A 24226-nucleotide genomic window follows, 5' to 3' on the forward strand; every position below is an offset into this window, starting at 1 on the left:
CGCTACTACTTAATGATTAACCAATCCATGCGTCGCCCGGGTCAACTCCGGAGCAAGCTCTTCCTTTGCCATGCCCAGCAAGGCATATCGGATACTGTCCACGAGCGCTTCCCAACTCGCTTCGATAACGTTGGAGGACACGCCGACCGTGCTCCAGGTATCCTTGAAATCCGTCGACTCGATCAATACGCGAACTTTGGCTGCGGTTGTATCCTTCTCATCGAGCACGCGTACTTTATAATCCGTAAGATGCACGTCGCGGATAGCCGGGTAATATTGTACGAGGGCTTTGCGCAAGGCGTTATCCAGAGCGTTCACGGGACCGTTGCCCTCTGCTACCGTGTACACTTGCTCGCCTGCCACGTTGATTTTCACGATAGCCTCGGTAATCATTTGACCTGCGGTTTTCTCGACCATGATCTTGAACGAATCAATGGAGAATACTTGTACCGAATCGCCGTAAGCATCTCTCAGCAGAAGCTCCAGAGAAGCGTCCGCTCCTTCGAACTGGTAGCCCTGATGCTCGAGTTCCTTGATCCTGTCGATTACATCGCGTGATTTCATGTTCTCTAGGTTCACATCGAGACCCATTTCCTGAGCCTTGGACAAAATATTGCTTTGGCCGGCAAGCTCGGATACGAGAACGCGTTGCTTGTTGCCGACGAGGTGAGGCTCGATGTGCTCATACGTCTTGGAATCCTTCATGATCGCGGAGACGTGGATGCCGCCCTTATGCGCGAACGCGGCGTTGCCGACGTATGGCTGGTTAACGGGCATATTGACGTTTGCGATCTCGCCGACATATCTTGCTACGTTTGTCAGATTTCGCAGTTGTTCGTCGCTTACGCAACTATATCCCATTTTCAACTGCAAAGTAGGGAGGATCGAGCAGAGGTTCGCGTTGCCGCAGCGTTCTCCGTATCCGTTGATCGTGCCTTGAATATGACGGGCGCCTGCCGTGATCGCGGCTAACGTATTAGCGACGGCAAGCTCGCAGTCGTTATGCGTATGAATGCCGATCGGGGCATCGATAGCCGTTACGACTCGGGATACGATTTCGCTAATCTCTCCGGGCAACGTGCCTCCGTTAGTGTCGCATAGCACGATCCAATTCGCTCCCGCGGCTTTGGCTTTGGCTAAAGCGGCCAGCGCGTATTCCGGGTTCGCTTTGTATCCGTCGAAAAAATGCTCCGCGTCGAACAGGGCTTCCATTCCGCTATTCTTCACGAAAGCGAGCGATTCGTAGATCATGGCTAGGTTTTCTTCCAATGTGGTTTGCAATGCCGTGTGTACGTGGAAATCCCACGATTTGCCTACCAATGTAGCCGCTTGAGCTCCGGACTCCGTTAAATGCTTCAAGTTGATGTCCTGCTCGCAAGTGCTATTTTTCCGCCTGGTGCTTCCGAATGCCGTTAGCTTGGCTTGAAGCTTCAGTTCGCGAACGCGACGAAAAAACTCGATGTCCTTGCTATTGCTGCCGGGATTGCCGCCTTCGATATAATGGACGCCCAAAGCATCGAGCTTCAGTGCGATTTTGACTTTATCCTCGGCGGTCAGGCTGATGCCTTCGCCTTGCGTGCCGTCGCGTAAAGTGGTATCGAAAATACAAAGGGGAGTGGTCATTCGTAGCCGGGGAGCCTCCTTAGGTGAAAACAGGTGAAACTATTATAGCATGGCTAGCATGAAATGTAGAGAGTAAACGTCCGTTGCAGGCGCATTCCATACCTATGTATAATAGGAAACAACGATAAGGGGGATGGACATGGCTGATCAAGGCGCGAGCAAACGACGCATTATCCTGCATATCGATATGAACGCGTTCTACTGCTCTGTTCATGCCGCCGAAGAACCGGAAATCTATAAAGGCAAGCCGACCGCCGTAGCGGGGAGCGTCGAGTTACGCAAAGGCATCGTCGTTACGAGTTCCTACGAGGCTCGAGCCATGGGAGTTCGTACGGGTATTACGGTTCGCCAAGCGCTGACCGTCTGCCCGGAATTGATCCTGATCTCCCCGAACTTCGATCTATATCGCAAATATAGCCGAGGATTTCTTCGCATTGCCGGTAACTATACGCCGCTTGTTGAAGCCGTATCGATCGATGAATGCTTTCTGGATATTACGGGAAGCTCTCAATTCGGATCGCCTGTAGAAATCGCTGAAACGATTGCCAGAAGGGTGAAGGAAGAGCTCTCCTTGCCATGTTCCATCGGAATAGCGCCTAATAAACTGCTAGCAAAGATGGCATCCGATATGCGCAAGCCTAATGCGATAACGATTCTTCGAAGGCGAGAGATGCCCGAATTGCTTTGGGGCAAGCCTTGCCAAACTTTGTACGGAATCGGTTCAAAGACCGCGGACAAACTATTACGGCTAAATATTCGGACAATCGGAGAGCTTGCGGCGGCTGACGAAAAAGTACTAACGGAGCGTTTCGGCGTATATGGCGCATGGATGAAGCAGGCGGCGAACGGCATAGATGACGCTCCCGTCGTGCCGCTCCACGATGCTCCCAAATCGATCGGGCATACGACGACCTTGCCGGCGGATCTGACGGAGCGGGAGCAATATAGAAGAGTGTTGCTCAATCTTGCGGATCAGACGACTAGAAGACTCAGGCACCAACGGATGGTGGGCACAACCGTTCAGATCACGATCAGGGATCCGGATATGCGCACGATTACCAGGTCCTCGACGTTAGCCATTCCGACGGATACGATTGAAGACGTATATCGGATTGCCTGCGGATTAATGGATGATCACTGGAAGGAAGGCAACCCCGTTCGTCTGCTCGGCATCACGTTGCAAGGATTATCGCCAAAGGAAGATACGCCTTTGCAATTGGATTTGTTTTCTTATGAAGAGAAACCTCGGAAGGATAAACTCGTATCCGCCTTGGATTCGTTAAGGGACAAATACGGCGAAGACGCAATATTGACCGCCGGGATGTTGGGAGATGACCCTTCAACGCTTATTCGAAACAAGAAGATAAGGGGAACGTCGCTTCAGAAGGATTTTTTGCGGGAAAAATCGGCCGATGGTGAGAATGATTATTAACTACGCGATACGTAGGGTTTGTTCTGCAAATTCGTTTGATCTTGGCCTTGTTTTGTATTATATTGAACAGTAGTGAACTACTTTTTTGTAATCGACTCGGATCGATATTTAGGAGGTTATCTCATGGCTAAGTACACTTACGTGGATAAAGACACCTGTATTGCTTGTGGCGCATGCGGCGCAACGGCTCCTGACATTTATGATTATGACGATGAAGGCCTCGCGGAAACGATTTACGGAAGCGACGGCAATCATGGCAACACCGAAATTCCCGAGGATCTATACGACGATCTGCAAGACGCTGCCGACGGTTGTCCTACGGACTCCATCAAGGTCGCGGACAGCAAATTCAATATGTAACAAATATTGGAATAAATAAGGCCCTTTTTCTAGGTAATTATGCCTAGAGAAGGGCTTTTTTGTTATGACTTTCGTGGCATTCGTCATAAAAGTCATTTTTTGGACAAAATTCAACAAAGAACCTATTGACTACGCTATAATGAAGGTAATTGGAATCATTTACATAGAGGTGGGCGGGATCAAGTTTGAAGGAACGAATTAAGAGAATTGCCATCGTACTGAATGCGTTGCTGCTGGTTGCTGTTTTTATCATCTATAACTCTCATTCTCTTCAAAGGATCGATAATCTGCTGTTTGACTTTAATATGAAGAAAGCCGCGGATAACCAGCCGGATCCTCGAATCGTCGTGGTGACGGTGGATGATGCTTCATTGGACGCGCTAGGTAGATTTCCGTGGGATAGGGCGGTTTACGCTCCTTTTCTGGTGAACCTGAACCAAGCAGGAAACATACCGAAGGCTATCGCGTTCGATATCGTGTTCAGCGAGCAAAGCGATAGTCCGGATAGCGATATGGCTTTCGCCGAGGCATTGGCGACATATCCTAACGTCATCTTACCCGTAGTCGGGAATATGACGGATGTATTCAGTACATCCATTGCCAAGAGAGACGAACTGCTTAAGGCGAATTCAATATTATTGCCCTATGAGCAATTCGCTGAACTAGTTCAGCAGGCGCATATTAATCGGGCGGTCAGCCCGGATGGAGTTATCCGTCAGACTTGGCTTAAGATTCAAGGCCCGGATGGCGAGATTATTCCTTCTCTAGCTTACAAAGCAGCTGAAATGGCTGGTGCGGATCTAAGTATATACGATAACAGGACCGATCCGAAGAAAACGAAAGAGAACGTCGCGATGAACACGATTACGATCGATTACGAGCTTACTACCGACGATTTTCAAACGGTATCGTTCATTGACGTGTTGGAAGGCGCCATTCCTGCCGATTGGTTTAAGGATGCGATCGTATTCGTCGGCTTCACGGCCGTAGGATTGTCAAGCGATGGCGGTCAGGATACCGGGGTCACTCCAATCGAGAAAAGCATTAAGCTCATTTACGCGCATGCGAACATTACGAATCAATTGCTCAAGGGAAGCGCGGTTTCTTATTCGCCCAATTGGTCTGAAATCATCTTGGCGCTGCTGCTGTTCGTTCTGTTCGTTTATCTTCCATGGAGATTAAAGAATATCTACTCGATCTTGATTTTCTTGGCCGTATTTTCGGGAGTTCTCTATGGCCAGTACGCTATCTATCAATCGTCCTCTTTACATACGAACACTGTCTATACGCTTCTTGCTATGATGCTTGCTTATTTAACCAACGTCTCGCTCAAGTCTTATATGGACAGTGCTCAGAAGAGTTTCGTTACCCGCCAGTTCGGACGATATATCTCTCCGGATCTCGTAAAGCAGATCGTCGCTCAGGACATCGAGATTAAGCTGGGCGGAGACTTGAAGCTGATTACGATCCTATTCTTGGACATCCGCGGCTTTACTCCGCTGTCCGAGAAGCTTACGCCTCCTGAATTGGTAGATACGCTCAATACGATGTTCAATATGATCACCGAGACGACGCTCCGCAATGAAGGCACGATCGACAAGTTTATCGGGGATGCCGCAATGATTTTGTTTAATGCTCCGCTTGAGGTTATAGAACATGAACGGATGGCCGTAAAGACGGCATATGAAATTCAGCAAGGCATGAACAAGATCCGGGACGAGATCATGGAGAAATATCAATGCGAGGTCAACGTCGGGATTGGCATTCATACGGGTAATGTCGTCGTTGGAAACATCGGCTCCTATCTGCGGGTCGACTATACGGCGATCGGCGATAACGTGAATATTGCCGCGAGGATCGAATCGCAGACGAAGAAGGGACAGGTACACGTCTCCGAGCAAGTCTACGAGAAAACGAAGGACTCCTTCCGCTTCGATGAAGGTGAAGACCGCATGTTCAAAGGAAAGTCGCATCCAATAAGGGTTTACGAGGTTCTCGGACCAATTGAGTCAATATAGGCAATAGTTGAAGGGAGAAATGAAAGATGAGAAAGTTTACGTTTCAATTCATTGCAGCGTTGTTAGTTGCGCTGCCATTGCTCGGCGTGCTTGCGAAAGAAACTTCGGCCGCTTCGTCGCGCGTAGCCGTGATCAAAGAGCTTAAGGGCACCGCTAAAGTCAAGAAATCCGGAGGTTCCAAAGAGTTCACGGCTTTCACGAAGATGAGCCTGAATGAAGGAGATATTCTGGCGGTTGGAACCGGCGGTTCCACAGTCCTGCAATTCGCTAACGGTACGTCGGAAGACGACCAGATGGCCGTCTCCTCCAACACGACCCTGACCTTCTCGAAGCTGTCCGACAGCAAAGGAACGACTACGAAAGTCAGCATGCTGAAAGGCTCCGTATGGTCTAACGTCAAATCGATCAAGAACGAGGAAGATCAATTTACGCTTGAGACGCCAACGGCAATCATGGGCGTTCGGGGGACGAATTTGTACATGACCGTCGACCCGATAACGGGCGATGCGAAACTGGTAATCGTATCGGGCATAGGCAAAATTACTCCTAAGAACGAAAAGAAGAATTCCCAAGACATCTATATCTTCCCGAACCAACAAATTACGATAGATGATCGCGAGGAGACGGATAAGTTCCAAGACGAGATCATTCCAATCGATATTGGAGATATCATGGAGAACGCATCTCCGAATGTCATCGAAGCAATCATTAAGTCGAAAGAATCCATCGACAAGGAAAACGATGAGTTCATCAAAAAGCAGAGAGAAAAACTCGATAGCGATAGACCAGAAATAATCGACGAGATATCGGGTCGTTATGAAGGTATCAAAACGTTGGAAGACCTAAATAGAATCACTAGGAACCTGGATAACCTCATCGGCAATATCATTAATAATGCAATTAAAGAGAATAAAGTCGATAAAGACGAGCTGCAGAAACTCATCGACAAAGCGAACGAGACGCTTACGAAGAAACTCGACCTCGACAAGATCGTACCTCCTGAATTAACCGATAATGAAAAGAAAAAGCAAGATCTAATCAAGCTGCTAGAGAAAGAAAAAGCAGACAGAGTAAAGAAAGAAAAAGAACAAGAAGACTTGATTCGCAAGCAGAATGAATTGTTGAAAAAGCTAGTGGAAGAGAAGAAGAAAATAGAAGAAGCGAATAAAAAAGCGCAAGAAGAAGCCTTAAAAAAGGCGAAAGAAGAGTATGAGCGTCAGCTCGACGAGCTCGAGAAGAAGCGGTTCGAAGAAGAAAGCAAGAAGCGGGAAGAGGAGCTTAAGGAGCAGACGGCTAGTCCGAGGCCTAGCGTGGGCCAAAATTCGGGGTCGGGTGGCGGTGAAGTCATTGACATGAAGCCTTTCGGTTTGTATTTTAGCAATCCGGCCACATATTCCTGGACGAAAAGGGAATTTACCTTTAATCCATCTACTCTAAGCTATTCTTTTGATACGACTATGAGCACGAGTTTTGCTCTCATTAAAAGAAACGTGATTTCAGGAAAAGAAGTATATAAAGTAGAGTATCTAACAGGAAATGAAACAGAATGCTATTCAGAAGTGGAAAATTATTGTTCTGTATATTTTGATGAATACTATTCAAGTGGTTATGTGGTTCCTCTTTCAATAGGTGAAAATAGCATAAAAATCTATACAGCTAATCTTCAGGAAACCTCTATTCCTATTGCTTCGGGGGAAACGCCTGAACCTCCAACTTCAACAGTATATACTATTACGGTTAACAGAAGCGCTGCACCAGAAGGGTTAATCAGTTGGAATGCTAAGGTAACGGATGGAAATAATGAAGATCATTTATTTGATTGGGTAGTAACGGGGCTAGACAAGTATGCGTATGATTTGAACGTAATAAGTGATAGCGTTGTGTTTCCATCCATGGATTTTGACTTGGAATTCAATTCAGAAATTTCGAAAGCGGAAATGACTTACGAGGACGCAGATCATGCAAGCAGGACTATTACGTGGACAACAAACGATACAACAAAAACTATTGAAAACTTACCTGAAGGTTATATTCAATTGCAACTGAAATTATTTTCAGGAGCCAGTGTTATTTACTCAATGAATCTCTGGTTAATTAATGGATTTGCTCCTATTTATGAATATAATCCTTTAATTATTACTGATAACGTTAATAACGTTGTAGAATACGAGCCTGCGTATGAGGGATATCAAGATCAAGTTATTTATGTTCCGGAAGATGCAACAAGTATTACTTTAGCTAATAATGAACTATCTTACATGATGATTCATTCGGTTTCATATAGTGACACGAATTATCTGCCTAATAGCAATGGTAATATTGTTATTCCGTTATTACCAGGAAATTCATTGTTCTCGGCTTATTTCGGAGATGTAAGTGGCTTAGAAATGGAAGAATTTATATATATTTCGTTCGAAGTGGTTCGAATTCCTCGAGGAATCGCGACTTGGAGTATTGATAATAACCCTTCTTATTTAGATGTCTATTGGCAAAAAGTCAACGGTCTCAATAGGTATTACAGTAAAGTTTATAGTGATAGTATAAAATTCTATATTGATACTGAAGAAAACGTAGCCGCACAAATATTTAAGGATAACATCGAAGTTCCATTATCTTCAGCTGGGGCGTATGAGATATCAGGTCTTGAAGAAGGCGTCAATGTTTTTGAAATGGAGATTACAGAGGATACTGAAACGAAACCTTATGAATTAATTGTGACTTATGGGGACTCAGGCCAAGCAGAATTAATGAATATTTCAACTATTGTTGGTGAGAAAGAAGTGGATGGCAATACAATAACGGTATCTTCGGCGACATATTCAACATATTTGTCCTTAGGTACAGATAATCGTTTTGTAACGGTTTTGAACGGAATTGCTGAAGTTGAGCCCGAAGGTGCTGTATTCCCGTTGGATCTAAAAACCGGCATCAATACATTTTCCATTATTATTAAAAACCCAATTACTTTAAATGATGAAGAATTTACACTTAATATTTTATGTTTAGAAGGAACGGCATAAATTCAATCCGATGAAGGAGACATAACGTATGAAAAGAATTGCGAAAAAAATTCTTCTTGCTTCTGTCAGCATTATAATACTTACTTTACCAACGGTATCTTTCGCAGCATCCAATACTGACTGGACCCAGTCCCCCAAGCTCTACGAAGTCCGAACATGGACCGGCAAGTCCGAACTTGGTCACGGAAACGGTTCTCTAGCCGAGGCTACCTTCTTCCATCCTAAATCAGCAGTATCTTTACCGGATGGTAGATTGCTAGTTTCCGATAGCTCTAATCATTTTCTTCGCGCCGTATCCATCGATAAGGTTTCAGCTTACACGGGAATTGATCTGGGTGAAGATGCAGAAACGGAGCTGCCTCTCGGCGGATATAACGACGACGAGTTGGCAAAGGCGGCTTTTGATCAGCCTTCCGGCTTAGCGATCGATGCGCAAGGCAATGTATTCGTCGCGGATTCCAACAATCATGCGATTCGCAAAATATCCAAAGACGGTAAAGTAACAACGCTTGCCGGCAACGGGAACCTTGGACTTACTGACGGAGTAGGGGCTAAAGCCTCATTTTACAATCCATCCGATGTTTCCGTTGATAGTCAAGGTAACGTGTATGTAGCAGATACGTTGAACAATGTCATACGAAAAGTAACGGTTGATGGCACGGTAACAACCTTGAACGCTCCATCTACTAGAATCGTGGAATATTTCCCAGGTGCAGTCGAAACGACGGGGGATTTCCAAGATGGACCGATCGCTTCCGCGAAATTCAACGAACCAAGCGGACTTGCCCTCGATAGCAAAGGAAACCTCTATGTTAGCGATCGCGGTAACCAACGAATTCGTTACATCGATTTCGCGGCGGGTACGGTTTCCACGGTTGCAGGCGGCGGTACTTACGCCAAGCAAGCCGTTTATGTCGCAGGCGATTATGTAGACGGAACATCAACGGATTCTCGATTGAACGCACCGGAAGGATTGACTATAACCGCTGATGGTTCCTTAATCATCGCGGACAGCCTGAACCATGCGATCCGAATCCTCAAAGACGGCAAAGTTTCTACCCTAGCCGGAATTCCAACAGAGTTCGGAAAGGAAGATGGCGTAATCGGGTCAGCTCAATTCAATCACCCAACGGACGTTACCGTGCTGGCCGATGGCCGCCTTGTCATCGTTGACGAATTCGGCAACAAGGTCCGCGTTCTTCAAAAATACGCCAAGCCTGCAAATTTGCAAACATCCGTTATTTCCGTCGTGTATGACGGAAACCTCGTGCCTTCGGACGTTCCAGCTCAACTAAAATCGAACGCCGTTCTACTTCCGCTTCGCAGCGTGGGAGAAACGCTTGGTTACACCGTTGAATTCGATAAGAAAACAGGAAACGGGAAACTGATCAAAGGCGAGGCAGTGTATGCCATTGTCAAAGGTTCCAACAAAGTCGTAAAAACGTTGAAAGGAAAATCTGAAACGTTATCCTTAAACGCGACGGCAATCGTCGTGAATAATCGCCTATTCATCCCTGTTCGGTTCTTCGCTTCCGAGAGTAACTTGGACATCCAATGGGATGCAGCCGCCAATGTCGTAGTCATTCGGAATAAAACATTTTAATCTACTCCAGGACAACATGATTTAGAGGTGCATAGACCCCTTCTATCGGAGAAATCCGAAGGAGGGGTCTTCTGACTCTTAACTACATTCCCATGTTCACCGATAATAATAGAAAATGGCTATCGGGGATATCCATGCTGCTACCAAAACCCCGCCACTCCGCCTCCGTTTACAAATCTTAGTGTAAAATAGTCAGTTAGTCTCAAGGAACTGGCATCATTTTCAAATCTAATTGCAAAACATGCAGTTAGTTGAAGACAATTAGCCAACTATCGGAGTTTAGCCGGAAACTAAGTGTACATTATGCACGTAGTTGATCTAACAACAGGGAATCTGAGTTTCTTAATGTATATTTTACAACTAAATCTCTTCCGCGCGGCTGGTCACGGTACGTTATCTTTGAAAATAACCTGAGCAAACTTGATACCCATATACAGAGGTGAACCATGAGCAAGGAATCGCGCATTGACGAGCAGATACAGCACTTTTATGATAACGTTCCAAATGTGGGGGATGCCTTGCCGCTTAAGGATTACCTGTTGAAGCATGAAGACAGCCGGATGGCTTGGTATTTGCTCGGCAAGGAGTACGAGGGACGCGGGGATACGACTAAGGCCACGTATTGCTACGCGCAAGCGGGAGAGATCTACGAGGCGTTCGAATCCAAGCCGGCACCTAGCTTGCCAAGCGGGGATTCTTCAAAGAAGGGCGGAAATCGTTGGAGATGGCTGTTAACGGTACTTATCCCTCTAATTCTCGTTGGCGGAGCGGTCATCGCTCTTAAAGAATTAGTCCCTGACTTGAGCGAACCATCTCCTAGCGATACGACTGCATATGAAGGGACTGCGCAATCACCATCACCAAGCAAAGGAACGACAGGACAACAACCAGCAATTTCTTTGCCATCGAATATTATTCCGCCGGATCAAGTCGCAGGCGCTTCGGACCCGAATGAACAGGGACGCGGCGTGTTAGGTTCGCTATTGACGCTTAACCCTTCCCGGCAGCCAAGGCTGCTTGTGGAAACGCCTAAGCTAGGTAAATGGGACGATTGGGTGAAAAGCGGGAAGCCGATCGCATCCATTGCATCGGACCAGGAGTCAGGGACGGCTGGGCTGCAATGGTACGATCCGAAATGGTGCGATTGCAAGCCCGAGGATGCAATCGCCACCCAGAAGCTAATACAGAACTGGAAGCCAATCCAGGAGGAGAAGATCGCGTTGCGCTCGGCAATCCTCCGTTACAAGGAAACAAAGGGCAGTTGGCCTGATACGCCGGAATCGTTAGCCGCCGATTATCCGGACAATATTATTGCGGGATGGTCGGAGAGCATGACTCCGTGGTTCGATGAGCTGAAGGGTGTGCTCGAAGACAAAAAAGACGGTAAAATTCCGCAGACGATAGGATGGCCGGAGAAAACGGGGCCGAATACCGGACACGGAACGCCAAAAGGGCAGCTATCCCCGCTCTCCGAGCAACCGCTGGCGATTATCGTCGACAAAGATAACCACAGGCTGGCCGTAGTTAGCGGAAATGTGATTTTGCGCAACTATGAGGTTGGTTTGGGCGGAAGCAAAACCCCGGAAGGGAAGTTCGTCATCACGGAGAAGGTACGCGACCCGAACGGGAGCAGCGACGGGGTATTCGGAAGCCGAGGGATGACCTTGTCGGACACCCGATATGGCATACATGGAACCGACGAGCCGGATAGCATGGGCAAAGACGAATCCTTGGGGTGCATCAGAATGAAGAAGGAAGATATCGAGGAGCTGTACGATTTGGTTCCTATGGGAACGCCGGTCACGATAACAAAAGGGAGCTTGCCCGACGAGCTGCGCGCGCCACCCGAACGCTTCCGGTTGCCGAGCGCGCAGATCGAGACAAACCCCCGTAAAGTCTATGACTGGTTAAACTAGAACGATTGCTATGGGATTAAACATTGAACGCAAGCAGCAAAGCCATGACCACTACGATTACTCCAAAAGCCACCCCAATCCAAATAAGCGCCTTCTTGTTTACCTGTTCCTTTTGCTTCGGGCGTGACGTGATGGGTGGTTTCTTTTTGGCTGTGCTCATGAGTATCAACCTCTCTATCATATGATTCGCGATCTCACTCCATTGTAATCGTTTTCTCGGCGAAATACCAGACAAGCCGCCGTGAGCAGAACGTCAGAAATCGCGTATTACGACTTTGCGAGACCAATGTCGACCTTCCGGGCGGTCTGCCCTTTTCTTTTCCCTTGGAAAAGGCTAAACTGTTACCCGAAAGGTTTTCTTTAGTCCATTAATTCTATCGTACCGGTTCGCGAAAGGATGTCGAATTCATTGTTGTACCAAATGGCCAAACCCTTCCTGTTCAAAATGGATCCTGAAGCAGCGCACCACTTGATCGTGGACGGAATGGGCACCGCTGCGAAAATCCCGGGGATGTCCTCCCTGCTTTCCGCGGTCTGGGGAACGAAAGCTTCTCCCGAACTCGCGGTTGATTTGTTCGGGCTTCATTTCAATCATCCCGTCGGCTTGGCTGCAGGCTTGGATAAGAACGCGAAAGCAGTCGCCGGTTTATCGAGCGTAGGCTTATCCTTCATGGAAGTAGGTACGGTCACGCCGTTAGGACAGGCAGGAAACGAGCAGCCTCGCTTGTTCAGGCTCCCTCCCGACGAAGCGCTGATCAACCGGATGGGCTTCAACAATGACGGCGCGGACGCGATGGCGGAGCGGCTTGCCAAGCTTCCTCGCCGCAGGATTCCCTTGGCCGTGAATATCGGCAAGAACAAGCTGACTCCGAACGAGAACGCAGCCGACGACTATCGGACATGCGTGCGGAAACTGTTTCCTTACGGCGATTTTTTCGTCGTGAACATCAGCTCTCCGAATACGCCGGATTTACGGGCATTGCAGCATGGGGACGAATTGCGCAACCTTCTAGACGCGGTAAAAGACGAGATGAAGCATCAGGCCGAGAAGCATGGCGAATTGCCAAAGCCGATCCTTGTGAAAATCGCTCCGGACAATTCGGAGGAGCAGCTTGCCTATATGGCGGAAGCAATTCAGTTAAGCGGGATGTCGGGAATCATCGCGACGAATACGACGGTCAGCCGCGACGGATTGACGCACAAGAGCGCGGGAGAAATCGGCGGTCTTAGCGGGCGGCCGCTTACCCGGCGCTCAACGGAGATCATTCGCAGCCTGTACAAGATCACGAATGGGAAGCTTCCGATCATCGGATCGGGCGGAATTTTCACCGCTGACGATGCCTATGAGAAAATCCGCGCGGGAGCCAGCTTAGTCGAAGTCTATACGGCCATGATCTATAAGGGGCCAGGTCTTCTTAAGGAAATACACGGGGGTTTATTAAAACGGCTTAAGCAAGATGGTTTTAATCGCATTACGCAAGCGGTAGGAGCGGATCATCGTTAGGAGGAATTTCGATGGACGGAAGGGATTGGGGGAAGTTCCTGCTTCCCTATGAGCAAGCGGTTGAAGAGCTGAAGGTAAAGCTAAAGGCTCTTCGCGCTGAACTAAAGGCAAGAGACGAGTACGCGCCGATCGAATTCGTTACCGGCCGGGTGAAGCGGGTATCGAGCGTCTTGGAGAAAGCGAGAAGATTATCGGTTCCCCTTGAACGTATCGAACTCGGTATCGAGGACATCGCGGGTATCCGCATCATGTGCCAATTCGTGGACGACATCTACCGGGTAGCGGATTTAATCCGTCAACGGAAGGATCTCACGCTCGTATATGAGAAGGACTATATCACGAACTATAAGGAAAGCGGATATCGGAGCTACCATTTAATCGTGGAATACCCCGTCCAGACGTCTTTAGGTTCGAAACCCGTACTGGCTGAAATCCAAATCAGGACGCTTGCGATGAATTTCTGGGCGACGATCGAACACTCGCTTAACTATAAATATCGCGATCAACTGCCATCCCATGTTAGAGAAAGACTGCGCAAAGCCGCCGAGGCCGCGTTTCAACTCGATACCGAAATGTCGAGCATCCGGCAGGAAATCGTCGACGCCCAGCAGGATTTCGAAGAGAGCTCCGCCATCGTGCGCAAGGTGCTTAATCAGATACAGGAGCTTTATTTTTTCCGCAGGGTAAGGGAAGCGGCGCAATTCCAGCTCCGGGTTAACGAGCTCTGGGAGCAGGACGACTTATGGGGGCTGAAGGAGCTTTCGCACGAAATTCAAGCGGCATTGGACCGCGCGGGCAAGGGCGGAGTCACGTAAGATGACTGACTCTAAGAAAAATGCAGACAGATTGGCCGGTATCATGAAAGACGACCGATACTTGGCGTATTTATCTCATTTTAACCGGGATCGCGACTATTTCCAGTGTCATGAGGTGATGGAGGAGTTGTGGCTGGAAGAAGGCCGCAATCCTCTGCTTCAAGGGTTATTGCAGGCGGCGGTTGGCTTGCATCATTGGGACAATGGAAACCCGTCCGGCGCTTCTAAGCTAATGAGGGCTGCCTTGGATAAGCTCGACGGTTACGCGGATGCGGTGGTAGGACTCGATTTACGGCAATTGCAACTGGATTTGAAGGCGAGCTTGAATACGCTTTTTGGCAAGGATGCTTCTTTTCAAGCTTTCAAGCTGCAAATTCACGACGAGACATTGCAGATTGCGGAGAAGTGGGAAGAAAGCCATGGCCGAGTAAAATAGGAATGGGAATAAAAGACCGGCAATAACCGAAAGGATGTACGAGCAGGTATGTATGCTCATAGTCATCTTCCTACTATAGGACGCGAGCGGACGGGTTAGTCCCGTTTGGTATCTGCTATGAATGCAAGTATCGTAAGCGGCGTGCCTCGTTCCGCTACGCCCGGTCGGTATGAATGGTCCTGCCTTCATAGTACATATGAGCTGGGGCCACTTCGTTCTCTTTGGCCGACACTGAATCTGCGGTTAGTTTATAGACGGCTGTTTTACTGCCTAAGGAGGAAACATATCGTTCCAGATGACTATGCGCGAGCGGTCGATCATAATAGCCTGGTACATATTTGTCCAGCATGGCTTGCATGGCTTCCGTTGCCTCGTTTATATCGGTTACGCGAATCACGGTTCCTTCGATGATGACACTCATATAGGCGGTATCCGTGTTGGCGGGTACCAAATCCGTGATGGTCCCATAATCTTCGCTGACGGTAAAGCAGGCCAGAGGATTATGCTCGATGTAAATGATTTTTCTCCCGTCTTGTGCTCCATGAAAATAGACGGCGTCGTTCAGCCAAACGAAATTGAGTGGAATGACATAGGGGACATCTTCGGATGATAAGCCGAGAAATCCAGTCCGGGTATTTTCGAGAAAGTGCTGAATTTTGCCGGTATCGGTACAAGTGCGTCTCTGCACGCGGATGGGAAACATTGTATTTATCACCTTCACTAAATGGTATAGAATGCACTGGATGAACCCGTCAACCTGTCCGAACTCCTATATTATACTCGGATTTGCTGGATTAAGCGAAGTCCGATCGGCAAGCATGTTTTCCAGCCTAGTTTTAACATCCGGCCATTCTGAAGCAATAAAGCTATAGTAAGCCGTGTCTCTGATATAGCCATCGCCTAAAATTCGATGACTTCGGAGTATTCCTTCCGAAATAGCTCCAATGCGCTCCATGGCCCTTAATGAACGGGTGTTGCGGGAATCGGCTTTAAGCTGTACGCGAACCGTACCCAAGGTCTCAAAACAATGTCGTAGCAGCAGATATTTGCACTCGGTGTTGACGCGGGTTCTCCACACTTCTCGGGCAAGAGCGGTCCACCCGATTTCCAGGTGTCTATGGTCGGTGGAAATGTCAGCAAACCTCGTTGTTCCTACTAGACGATCTGTCTCCTTGTCGAGAATAACAAAAGGCATAGCATTTCCTCTAGCTCGTTCCTCTAGTGCTATCTCCACATAGATTTTCATATCATCTATACTTCGCATAACCGGAGGGGAATACGTCCATATTTCCGGATCGTTGAGTGCTTCGTAAAGCTGGGCGATATGAGATGCCTCCATGGGAACAAGGGTTATCCTTACACCTTGCAAAATAACTGGTTCAACTTTCATCGGCTTTGTCTCCTTTTTGTTGACGAGTACATGTAATTAGTAATATAGGATACAAGGGGAACCGACAAATTAAAAGTGCCAATTTACTATCTTTTTACTAGACCACTTATCCTTGACATGAATGCAGAATACAAAGGGGGTGCACCTAAAGCATAATGCTTAAGGTGCACCCCTTTTGTTAGTTATTCAAAAATCAAGCTTATGCGTTCGGATTAAAGTTGTCTTCGATCAACTGTTTAATCTGCTCGGGCGTTTTGCCTTCCTTGCTCCACTCTTCGATCTTCGCGAGCTCCTCGGTACAAATGCCGCATTGGCCGCTGTGATCCGTCCATGTGACCCCTGTATCGTCCTTACCTGCTACGTAGCACCTCAACAACGACGAATGAGGGTCGTCCTCGTATTTCATGCAGCCGCAATAGCAGTTGATCATCTGCATGATATCTTCGTATTTTCCGACAATAGAGTAAAGATGCTTCGTTCGGCCGGAGTATTTGTCCAGGAAGGAGGGCATGTCGGCCAGAGAAGCCTCATGCTCCCAGTTTTCGTTGCCGTGGCGATGAGGCTCGCTTTCGTCCGAGCCTCCGCCGCCGCAAGCAACTAACAGGATTCCGCAAGCAAGAACGGCCGCCGGAAGCGCGAGCAACCACTTGGCCTTCATCAATCGTTACCTTCCGGTTTATGCTTCTCGAAGAATGCTTTGAAGTCATCCAGCGAATAGCCATCGGTCGTTTCGGATTCCTTCAAGCCGCCCTTCAATCGGTCGCTCTCCACGCCGTCTTTGAAATACACGATCGTCGGAGTGGCTTCGATGTTCATTGTACCGAAATACGTATCGAACTCGCGCAAGTTGAACTGGTGGAGGTTAATGCCGAGCTCGTCCGCGAGCGGCTTTAATTGCGGCGTCGTTGCCCGGCAGTGAGGGCAGTCCGAAGCGAAGAAATAGACGAAGAAGCTTTCCTTATTCGTAAGCTTCTCCTCCAATTCGTCGGGAAGCATGATATTGTTATAGTTAGGATCGTTCAGAATTTCACGCGTAGCCGGGTACAGGTCGTCGGAAGGTTTACCGTAAACCGTGTCGGGCTTCAGGTTATTCAATACGACAAGCGCAACGATCAGTACAGCGAGGATTCCGAAGAAAATCGATAATTTTTTGGCGTTCATTGGCAATACTCCTATCTAACCGTGGTTTTTAGAGGTAAAAGCATGGACAAGTCCGTGTATCTCTCTTACATTATACCTGATAAGGTTAGTCAGTAACACGGGGTTATTGAGAATGACATGAAACTGTCGCATTAGAAAGTAGGTCATCAAATGAAAGCAACGATTCGACTTGATAAAATGTTAGGAAACCTGGGATATGGCACCAGAAGCGGGATTAAGCTGCTGATCAAGCAAGGAGCGGTTACCGTAAACGGCATCGCCGTCAAGGATCACGGCATGCAAATCAATCCAAACTTGGACGAGGTCGTGCTGGACGGAGAAAAGATTCAGTACCGAGATACCGTATACGTACTACTGCATAAGCCGGCAGGCGTAGTGTCGGCGACGGAAGACCACAGGGACCGTACGGTTATCGATTTGCTGGACGCGGATCTGACTGTTCTGTCTCCGTTTCCGGTTGGACGATTGGACAAGGATACGGAAGGTCTGCTGCTCATCACGAACGACGGGAAGTTATCTCATGAACTGTTATCGCCCCGGAAGCACGTACCTAAAACCTACCGTGCGCTAGTAGCCGGAGCGGTTGGAGCGGACGATGCAGATGCTTTTCTCCAAGGCGTGACGTTGGATGACGGGTATGTAACCATGCCTGCACAACTCAAGGTATTAGCCAAGAGCAATGGAGAAGGAGCTCCCACTGCCGATGAAGAGGCGTTTGCCGGGGAAATGACGTCCGCGAAGAAGCTCGTTCCCCAGCAAGAGGAGCTAGTCGCGCACGAGACCCTTTGCTGGATCGAGCTCACGATTCATGAGGGGAAATTCCATCAGGTGAAGCGTATGTTCGAAGCCGTCGGCAAGAAGGTGCTTTACCTGCGCCGCATCTCCATGGGCCCGCTTAAACTGGACCCGACCTTGGCTCCGGGCGAGTGGCGGGAGCTGACCGAAGAAGAATTGGAAAGCCTGCGCAATTATCGGAAGGATGGTTTGGAATGAATTTTCGTTTAATTGCTTTAGACGTTGACGGCACATTATTGAACGATCATCATGAGGTTACTCCGCGGGTTCGCCAAGCTGTTCGAGCCGCAGCCGAGCAGGGTGCGGAAATCGTGTTATGCACGGGCCGGGGCTCGACTAGCGCATTGCCCGTGCTCGAAGAATTAGGCTTGAAGGGAACAATGATAACCCATAACGGCGCCTCCGTGGTGGACAGCGAGACCCGCGAGGTGCTCCATGATACTTCGATTACAACGGAGCAGGCCATTCGTTACGTGAACTTCTGCCGCGAACGGGGCATACATTTTGACATGAATACGGCATTTGATTTGTATGTAGAAGACCTGCAAGAGGATGCAGAGGCCATGTACAGAAATCTTAGGGCGCTCCCCATTATGCGAGACAAGAACGAGGCGTTCCCCGAACGTATGGTCAAGCTGTCCATCTACGCTCCGAAGCTTGTTCTTGATGATATGGAAGCGGAGTGGGTGGAGTGGCCCCATGAACTGCAGACGATCAGGAGCGGAGATAATTTCATCGATGTCCAGCATTTTCATGCCAGTAAAGGAAAAGCATTGGAGCAATTGGCCATACGAAGAGGCATTCCTCGGGAGCAAATACTAGCGATGGGGAATTATTATAACGATACGGGCATGATCGTTTATGCGGGCTGGGGCGTAGCCATGGAAAACTCTCCTGCGGAAGTCAAGGCGGTGGCGAACGAGGTTACCTTGTCCAATAACGAGGATGGCGTTGCCTTGGTTATCGAACAACGGGTTTTAGCGTAGGTTTGTCCGGGCAAACGCGAAAAAAAAGCAAGCCGAGGAATCTCGACTTGCTTCACGTACGGTTCGGGGATTACGCCATTACTCCCCTGTCCGTACTCAGTAACCAGCGCGCAAGATGATGACTAGCAGAATGAACAAGACCAGCACGAAGGCTGCCGATGCATAGTATCCGCCGACTGCACCAGACATGCAAACTCCTCCTTCATGAAGAAAGTTTTGTTGGATGCCGAAGCGGGTTACGCCTTGTACGCTGCCCCTCTCCTCGGTCTACACTTATAGTATGAAGAAGGCGGTCGGCGGATTGGACATTTACCCCGTGGCAAATGATTTTGGGTATATGCGGATACAGGCCAACGGCAGGGAGTGACGTACGGTCCGATGACGTAGGGTCCAATTGCGGTTATCAGTAGTTGCGTTCGTAATCCACGACATTTCGGTCCGGCTTGCCCGTGGTCAAATAAGCTTGCAGGTTGTGCAGGAGAATGTCCGTTACCCTTTGTTTGTATTGGTCCGTCCAACCCCCGATATGAGGCGTGATAATAACGTTATCCATCGTCCAAAGGGGATGTTCTCCGGGCAGGGGCTCCGTCTCAAAGACGTCCAGACCGGCACCTCGGATGATGCCGTTCTTCAAAGCATTAACCAACGCGTCCGTATCCACCGACGAACCGCGCCCCATATTGAAGAACAAAGCGTCGGAACGCATCGCTCCGAACCGTTCGGAGTTAAAGAGGTGATGCGTTTCCCGCGTATAAGGAAGTACGTTAACAATAACGTCGCTTTGCGACAATACCTCGTCCAATTGCTCCATCGCGTATATCTTGTCAACTCCGGGTACGGGTTGCGGATCGCGTCTGACCCCGATCGTTTTCATTCCGAACGCGCCGGCAATTCGCGCGATCTCCTTCCCGATAACTCCGACTCCGATAATCCCCATTGTTTTGCCGGATAGCTGATAGTATCGCTCGGACGCTTTCCATATGTGCTCGCTTTGGTTGCGAATGGCATGATGTAAGTTGCGGCTGAAGGCGAGCAGCATCGCGAACAGCGTCTCGGCCATGGAGACGGGATGGATGCCGCTGGCGCTGGTCAGCTGTATGCCAAGGCTCTTGAAGGCAGCGAGCGGCAGCCGGTCCACGCCGGCAGAACTCGTTTGCACCCACTTCAGCTTGCAACCCGAATTCAAAGCGTCCAACATGTCTGAGTCCCAGCCGAGCACGACCTCGGCGTTCTTGTAGTGTTCGGACGTTAAGTTCTCGGAGCTGCCGGAGACGATTGTCCAATCGGGAACGAGTTCTCTGATCTGCCGTTCTTGCTCCGGTTTAAGTTGGAAAAGTAACAGGATCGTACGCATGATAGTCACTCCTCGGTTCACATTAACTTCCGCGGCGTTGCTTGACCGCTTCAGGCGCATCAGCCGCTTTAATCGTTGCATAATCGGTGACCCGGTTTTTACCGGAGGTCTTGCTATGGTACATCGCTTGGTCCGCTTGCTTCATAAGCGATTCGGCAGTATCGCCTTCCGCTGCGATGCTGAAGCCTACGCTGATCGTGACGATCGTCTCCTTCTCGGTCCGGGATCGAATGGATTCGGCGGCCTGCAGGGTCGCAATTGGAGTCCCGATCACGAACGCCACAAGTTCCTCCCCGCCGTAACGGCCAGCGAGGCCAGCTCCTTCCGTCTCCTCCATGAGCAACGCGGATACTTGCTTAAGAACGCCATCGGCTTTATGGTGCCCGTGGGTATCGTTTAATTTCTTGAAATTATCGATATCGCAGAAAATAACGCCGACGGGACGTCCCGCTTGCAACGCTTGTTCCAATCTTCCCATGAAGTATCTTCTGTTATAGAGGTTCGTCAATCCGTCCGTAATGGAAGACCTGTAGACGGATTGAAGGATTTCAACGACACGCTCGAATAGCAACGCGAATAATAAAATGTAGTAGAATACCGGCAGTAGTCCTGCGATGGTCTTGAAGATTTGAATACCCGGCGCCCAATAGGTACCTGACATAACGGCAAGCTGCATCGTGAAGGCAATCGTAAGGCTTGTCATGTATTTACGCGGCTGCCCGATGTGGGGAGCGAACATTAGAACGAATAAAGGCCCCAGAAGCAGCAAGAAGGTATCGAGAGCGGGAGTGGTTTGCATTCTGCTCAGCCAATCCCGATCATTCGCGGAAACCCCCGGCAGGATGTCTCCCATAGCGATTAACAGCCCTGTGACGAGCAATCCGAAGAACCAAAGCCGCGTTCTTGGGCGCCTGCGATGGTAGAGTTCAAAAACAGCGAAATTGATGACGATAAACGCATATACTTGTAGAAGCTTCCCGATAAATACCAGCGCGGGGGACGGAGGGGTCAATTCGAGCGATATCATAAGCTGAAGCATATGGTGAATCAGGATGAACGCGAGGGATGTGATCAGCGAACGGTAAGCCCGCTTTCGGTTGCGTCCATAAAGGCGATAAGACATGAAGAGCATGAGCGACACGATTACGACGGCCATCGCGGAGGAGAACAGGAGTCCTAAATTGTTGGGCGTTAGCGTAATGAGATACATGCTTGGCTCCTTTAGGAAGACGTTGTAACTTGCAGAACATATGTTTCTAATATATCATATTTTCTGAGAGACTAAGAGAAGAAATTATTCTTTCAAGAAACAGAATCATTGACCATAGATTGTCAGAAGCGAGGAGGAATCGCCCTTGAACATCTTACAGGCGCTGTTTTTCCCCCCGGAGCAACCGGGAGGCGTCTCGTCCATGGTACCCTACATCGGGGAACGGTTCCGCAAGATCGGCTGGGAAATGGAAATGTTCTCGCTGCCGAAGCGAATCCGCAACAAAGGACACGACGAGATCGAATTCTCGACCTTCGACTGGCGACAATATTCGGGAAATGCCATCGTCGACAAATATATCCAGACGTACAAGGATTATATCTGGTGGGTTAAGCTGCGTCTTACCGGACAGAGCTTCGACCTCATTCATGCGCATCATCCGATTGCCGCGCTCGCGATGAAGCATATTTATCCGGACACGCCGGTTCTTATGACGGTCCATTCCAGCTACGAGCGGGAGCTTATCCTGAACGGACGAATTGCCGAAGGCGGACTCGAACATCGGTTTCTAACCTCTGTCTATGGGGAATTGGAACATCGGACCGATCGGCTGATGACGGTTTCTAAGTCGTTTGCCCAATATATCGGCGCCTATTTGAAAGAACCTGATAACACGGTGGTAATTCCCAACGGCTACGACGAGAAAAGATTCAAGCCCGTACCGCACGAGAACGAGGTCACCCAGCTGGTTACCATTTGCCGCCTCGTCCCCGCGAAGGGACTGGACATCTTGCTTCGCGCCTGCGCGGAGCTGCGCAAGAGAAACGGCAAGTTCGTGCTTCATATTATAGGGGACGGACCGATCCGCGAAGAGCTTGAAACATTGTCTCAGAAGCTGGGCATCTATGACGATACGATTTTCTACGGATATATGCTTCACCCGGAGGAGTTGCTTCCGTTCTTTGACGTATTCGTTCTGCCGTCGCGGGCAGAGGCCTTCGGCTCGGTATTCGCGGAAGCTGCGCTATGCCTATTAGCTTTGGTTGGAACGGATGTAGGGGGTATTGCGGAGCAGATCGAGGATGGTACGAACGGTTTGCTCGTTCCTTCGGAGGATCCCATTGCTCTCGCTAACGCGCTGGAAACCGTCATTAACGATCCGCATTTCCGTTATGAGATGGCACGGGCAGGCTGGAACAAGGCTAAGAAGACCTATTCGCTTAACCGGGTTATCAGCGAGCTGAAACGGATATACACATCATTCGGTGAAGGCATAGGCAGCAAACAAGCTAAAGACACACAGGAGACGTGATCGAGGTGACAGTTCCTTTTACCTTCGTGCATGCTGCCGATTTACATTTGGATAGCCCATTTAAGGGGCTGACAAAGGTCCCGGATGCCGTTCGCGACCGATTACGGGAATCGACCTTCTCCGCTTTGCAAGGGCTTTGCGATATCGTTAAGCGCGAGAAGGCGGATTTCCTAGTCCTCGCGGGGGATCTATTCGACGCCGCGGATCGTTCCCTTCGCGCGCAGTTAAGGCTGCAACGTGCCATGGAAGAGATCACATCGCTGGGAACTCAAGTGTTCGTCGTTCACGGCAATCACGATCCCGAGAGCGGCCGCCAGGCTAAGCTGGATTGGCCGCAAGGCGTGCATGAATTCGGTTCCGCCGGCGTGGAATGCCGCCCAGCCTATTCGCGCAATGGCGAATTAGCGGCACATGTATACGGGATCTCTTATCCAACCCCGGCCGTAACGGATAATCTGGCGCTCCGCTTCATGAAACGGGAGGGGGCGCCTTTTCATTTGGCGTTATTGCATGCGAACGTTGACGGGGACCCTTCCCATGATAACTATGCTCCTTGCAAGCTGGACGAGCTGGCATCGGCTGGTTTCCACTACTGGGCGCTCGGCCATGTTCATGACCGTCGGATACTTCGAGAGTATCCTCATGTCGTCTATTCCGGGAATATACAAGGTCGCAGCATTCGCGAAACGGGCGGCAAAGGCGTCTATGTCGTATCGGTATCGGAGAGCGGCTCAATTGACATGAGTTTTCGGGATATCGCGGACGTTCTTTGGCAGGAAACCATCGTATCGATCGAGGGGATCGACCGAGAACAAGACCTGAAGAATCGGTTATTGTCGGCGTTAGATGACTCTAGAAAAGATGCCCAAGGACGGCCTTCTCTCGTAAGAGTTCGGCTTGAAGGCCGGGGAGTTATGCATGAACGGCTGCTCCAGCCGAACGTCGCGGAGGAATGGGTTGAGGATCTTAGGGAATCGCTGGGCGCTCCCGAAGAGACGGAGGCTTGGGTCTGGCCGGAATCGATCGTCGTCCGAACGGGTGGCTTGTTGAGGCTTGAAGCGATTGCGGAGGAAGAAGGATTTATGGGCGAGTTGATCCGTCGCGGTTTATCCGCCGTGAATCGACCGGACATGTCGAAAGAGTTGTTGGAAGAAGCAATGGAGGCTCTCCATAAACAACCGAGGATAAGGGAATGGTTGGACGCGAGAAGCCACGAGGAACGCGCGGAATGGATTCGTCAAGCCTTGGAATTGTCCCTGTCTTTACTGCGGGATGAAGAAGCAGGGTAGGA

The 24226-nt window shown here is 49.3% G+C and carries 22 protein-coding genes; 13 read left to right on the forward strand and 9 right to left on the reverse strand.

Annotated elements, in window-relative coordinates:
- Positions 1–9 precede the first annotated feature (9 nt).
- Entirely contained in the window at positions 10–1623 is a 1614-nt protein-coding gene (cimA, locus tag E2980_RS03075; RefSeq protein ID WP_135150654.1) for a citramalate synthase, read from the reverse strand.
- Positions 1624–1762: 139 nt separating this feature from the next.
- Here cimA and E2980_RS03080 point away from each other — a divergent pair, with 139 nt between their 5' ends.
- From E2980_RS03080 to E2980_RS03105, 6 genes are all read left to right on the forward strand, one after another.
- Entirely contained in the window at positions 1763–3055 is a 1293-nt protein-coding gene (locus E2980_RS03080) for a DNA polymerase IV (protein ID WP_240702825.1), read from the forward strand.
- 123 nt (positions 3056–3178) lie between these two features.
- The gene (locus tag E2980_RS03085) at positions 3179–3415 is read left to right on the forward strand and encodes a ferredoxin (RefSeq protein ID WP_120977421.1); all 237 of its coding nucleotides are present in this window, start codon (positions 3179–3181) and stop codon (positions 3413–3415) included.
- A 185-nt stretch (positions 3416–3600) separates the two neighbouring features.
- The gene (locus E2980_RS03090; protein WP_135150656.1) at positions 3601–5433 is read left to right on the forward strand and encodes a CHASE2 domain-containing protein; all 1833 of its coding nucleotides are present in this window, start codon (positions 3601–3603) and stop codon (positions 5431–5433) included.
- A 26-nt stretch (positions 5434–5459) separates the two neighbouring features.
- Entirely contained in the window at positions 5460–8453 is a 2994-nt protein-coding gene (locus E2980_RS03095) for a FecR domain-containing protein (protein ID WP_135150657.1), read from the forward strand.
- 28 nt (positions 8454–8481) lie between these two features.
- Positions 8482–10056, forward strand: coding sequence for a stalk domain-containing protein (locus E2980_RS03100; protein ID WP_135150658.1), 1575 nt, complete (start codon positions 8482–8484; stop codon positions 10054–10056).
- A gap of 446 nt (positions 10057–10502) precedes the next feature.
- A complete protein-coding gene (locus E2980_RS03105; protein WP_135150659.1) occupies positions 10503–11972 on the forward strand; it encodes a L,D-transpeptidase in 1470 nt (489 codons plus the stop codon).
- A gap of 16 nt (positions 11973–11988) precedes the next feature.
- Here E2980_RS03105 and E2980_RS24025 read toward each other — a convergent pair whose 3' ends face one another.
- Complete coding sequence (locus tag E2980_RS24025) at positions 11989–12132, reverse strand: hypothetical protein (protein WP_167746953.1); 144 nt, start codon at positions 12130–12132, stop codon at positions 11989–11991.
- A gap of 249 nt (positions 12133–12381) precedes the next feature.
- Between E2980_RS24025 and E2980_RS03110 the strand changes: the two genes are divergently transcribed.
- From E2980_RS03110 to E2980_RS03120, 3 genes are read left to right on the forward strand one after another with little or no spacing between them, the layout of a single operon-like run.
- Positions 12382–13476 (forward strand): quinone-dependent dihydroorotate dehydrogenase, encoded by a 1095-nt coding sequence (locus E2980_RS03110; RefSeq protein WP_205699912.1) that lies wholly within the window; start codon positions 12382–12384, stop codon positions 13474–13476.
- A gap of 11 nt (positions 13477–13487) precedes the next feature.
- Complete coding sequence (yjbM, locus tag E2980_RS03115; RefSeq protein WP_135150661.1) at positions 13488–14291, forward strand: GTP diphosphokinase; 804 nt, start codon at positions 13488–13490, stop codon at positions 14289–14291.
- 1 nt (position 14292) lies between these two features.
- On the forward strand, positions 14293–14727 hold the full coding sequence (locus E2980_RS03120) for a DUF309 domain-containing protein (protein ID WP_240702827.1): 435 nt from the start codon (positions 14293–14295) through the stop codon (positions 14725–14727).
- A gap of 154 nt (positions 14728–14881) precedes the next feature.
- Here E2980_RS03120 and E2980_RS03125 read toward each other — a convergent pair whose 3' ends face one another.
- From E2980_RS03125 to E2980_RS03140, 4 genes are all read right to left on the reverse strand, one after another.
- Entirely contained in the window at positions 14882–15430 is a 549-nt protein-coding gene (locus E2980_RS03125; RefSeq protein ID WP_135150662.1) for a pyridoxamine 5'-phosphate oxidase family protein, read from the reverse strand.
- A 66-nt stretch (positions 15431–15496) separates the two neighbouring features.
- Positions 15497–16117, reverse strand: coding sequence for a GNAT family N-acetyltransferase (locus E2980_RS03130; protein ID WP_135150663.1), 621 nt, complete (start codon positions 16115–16117; stop codon positions 15497–15499).
- A gap of 199 nt (positions 16118–16316) precedes the next feature.
- Entirely contained in the window at positions 16317–16775 is a 459-nt protein-coding gene (locus E2980_RS03135; RefSeq protein WP_135150664.1) for a PCYCGC motif-containing (lipo)protein, read from the reverse strand.
- A complete protein-coding gene (locus E2980_RS03140; RefSeq protein ID WP_135150665.1) occupies positions 16775–17278 on the reverse strand; it encodes a thioredoxin family protein in 504 nt (167 codons plus the stop codon). Before E2980_RS03140 ends, E2980_RS03135 begins: the two co-directional genes overlap by 1 nt.
- A gap of 150 nt (positions 17279–17428) precedes the next feature.
- Between E2980_RS03140 and E2980_RS03145 the strand changes: the two genes are divergently transcribed.
- Together E2980_RS03145 and E2980_RS03150 are read left to right on the forward strand one after the other, a co-directional pair.
- Positions 17429–18271 (forward strand): pseudouridine synthase, encoded by an 843-nt coding sequence (locus E2980_RS03145; protein WP_135150666.1) that lies wholly within the window; start codon positions 17429–17431, stop codon positions 18269–18271.
- The gene (locus tag E2980_RS03150; RefSeq protein WP_135150667.1) at positions 18268–19059 is read left to right on the forward strand and encodes a Cof-type HAD-IIB family hydrolase; all 792 of its coding nucleotides are present in this window, start codon (positions 18268–18270) and stop codon (positions 19057–19059) included. The genes E2980_RS03145 and E2980_RS03150 overlap by 4 nt, the downstream gene beginning before the upstream one ends.
- A gap of 96 nt (positions 19060–19155) precedes the next feature.
- On the opposite strand, the gene E2980_RS03155 is transcribed toward E2980_RS03150, so the two are convergent.
- The 3 genes from E2980_RS03155 to E2980_RS03165 all read right to left on the reverse strand — a co-directional run bounded on the left by E2980_RS03155 (position 19156) and on the right by E2980_RS03165 (position 21623).
- Positions 19156–19248 (reverse strand): sporulation protein YjcZ, encoded by a 93-nt coding sequence (locus E2980_RS03155; RefSeq protein WP_106359402.1) that lies wholly within the window; start codon positions 19246–19248, stop codon positions 19156–19158.
- Between the two features lie 214 nt (positions 19249–19462).
- A complete protein-coding gene (locus tag E2980_RS03160) occupies positions 19463–20413 on the reverse strand; it encodes a D-2-hydroxyacid dehydrogenase (RefSeq protein WP_135150668.1) in 951 nt (316 codons plus the stop codon).
- A 22-nt stretch (positions 20414–20435) separates the two neighbouring features.
- Positions 20436–21623, reverse strand: a complete 1188-nt coding sequence (locus tag E2980_RS03165; RefSeq protein WP_135150669.1) for a GGDEF domain-containing protein — start codon at positions 21621–21623, stop codon at positions 20436–20438.
- A 145-nt stretch (positions 21624–21768) separates the two neighbouring features.
- Between E2980_RS03165 and E2980_RS03170 the strand changes: the two genes are divergently transcribed.
- Both E2980_RS03170 and E2980_RS03175 read left to right on the forward strand, forming a co-directional pair.
- A complete protein-coding gene (locus tag E2980_RS03170) occupies positions 21769–22935 on the forward strand; it encodes a glycosyltransferase family 4 protein (RefSeq protein WP_135150670.1) in 1167 nt (388 codons plus the stop codon).
- Positions 22936–22940: 5 nt separating this feature from the next.
- Positions 22941–24224 (forward strand): metallophosphoesterase family protein, encoded by a 1284-nt coding sequence (locus E2980_RS03175; RefSeq protein ID WP_167746954.1) that lies wholly within the window; start codon positions 22941–22943, stop codon positions 24222–24224.
- Positions 24225–24226 lie beyond the last annotated feature (2 nt).

This window comes from Cohnella luojiensis (assembly GCF_004564235.1).
Lineage (GTDB): Bacteria > Bacillota > Bacilli > Paenibacillales > Paenibacillaceae > Cohnella > Cohnella luojiensis.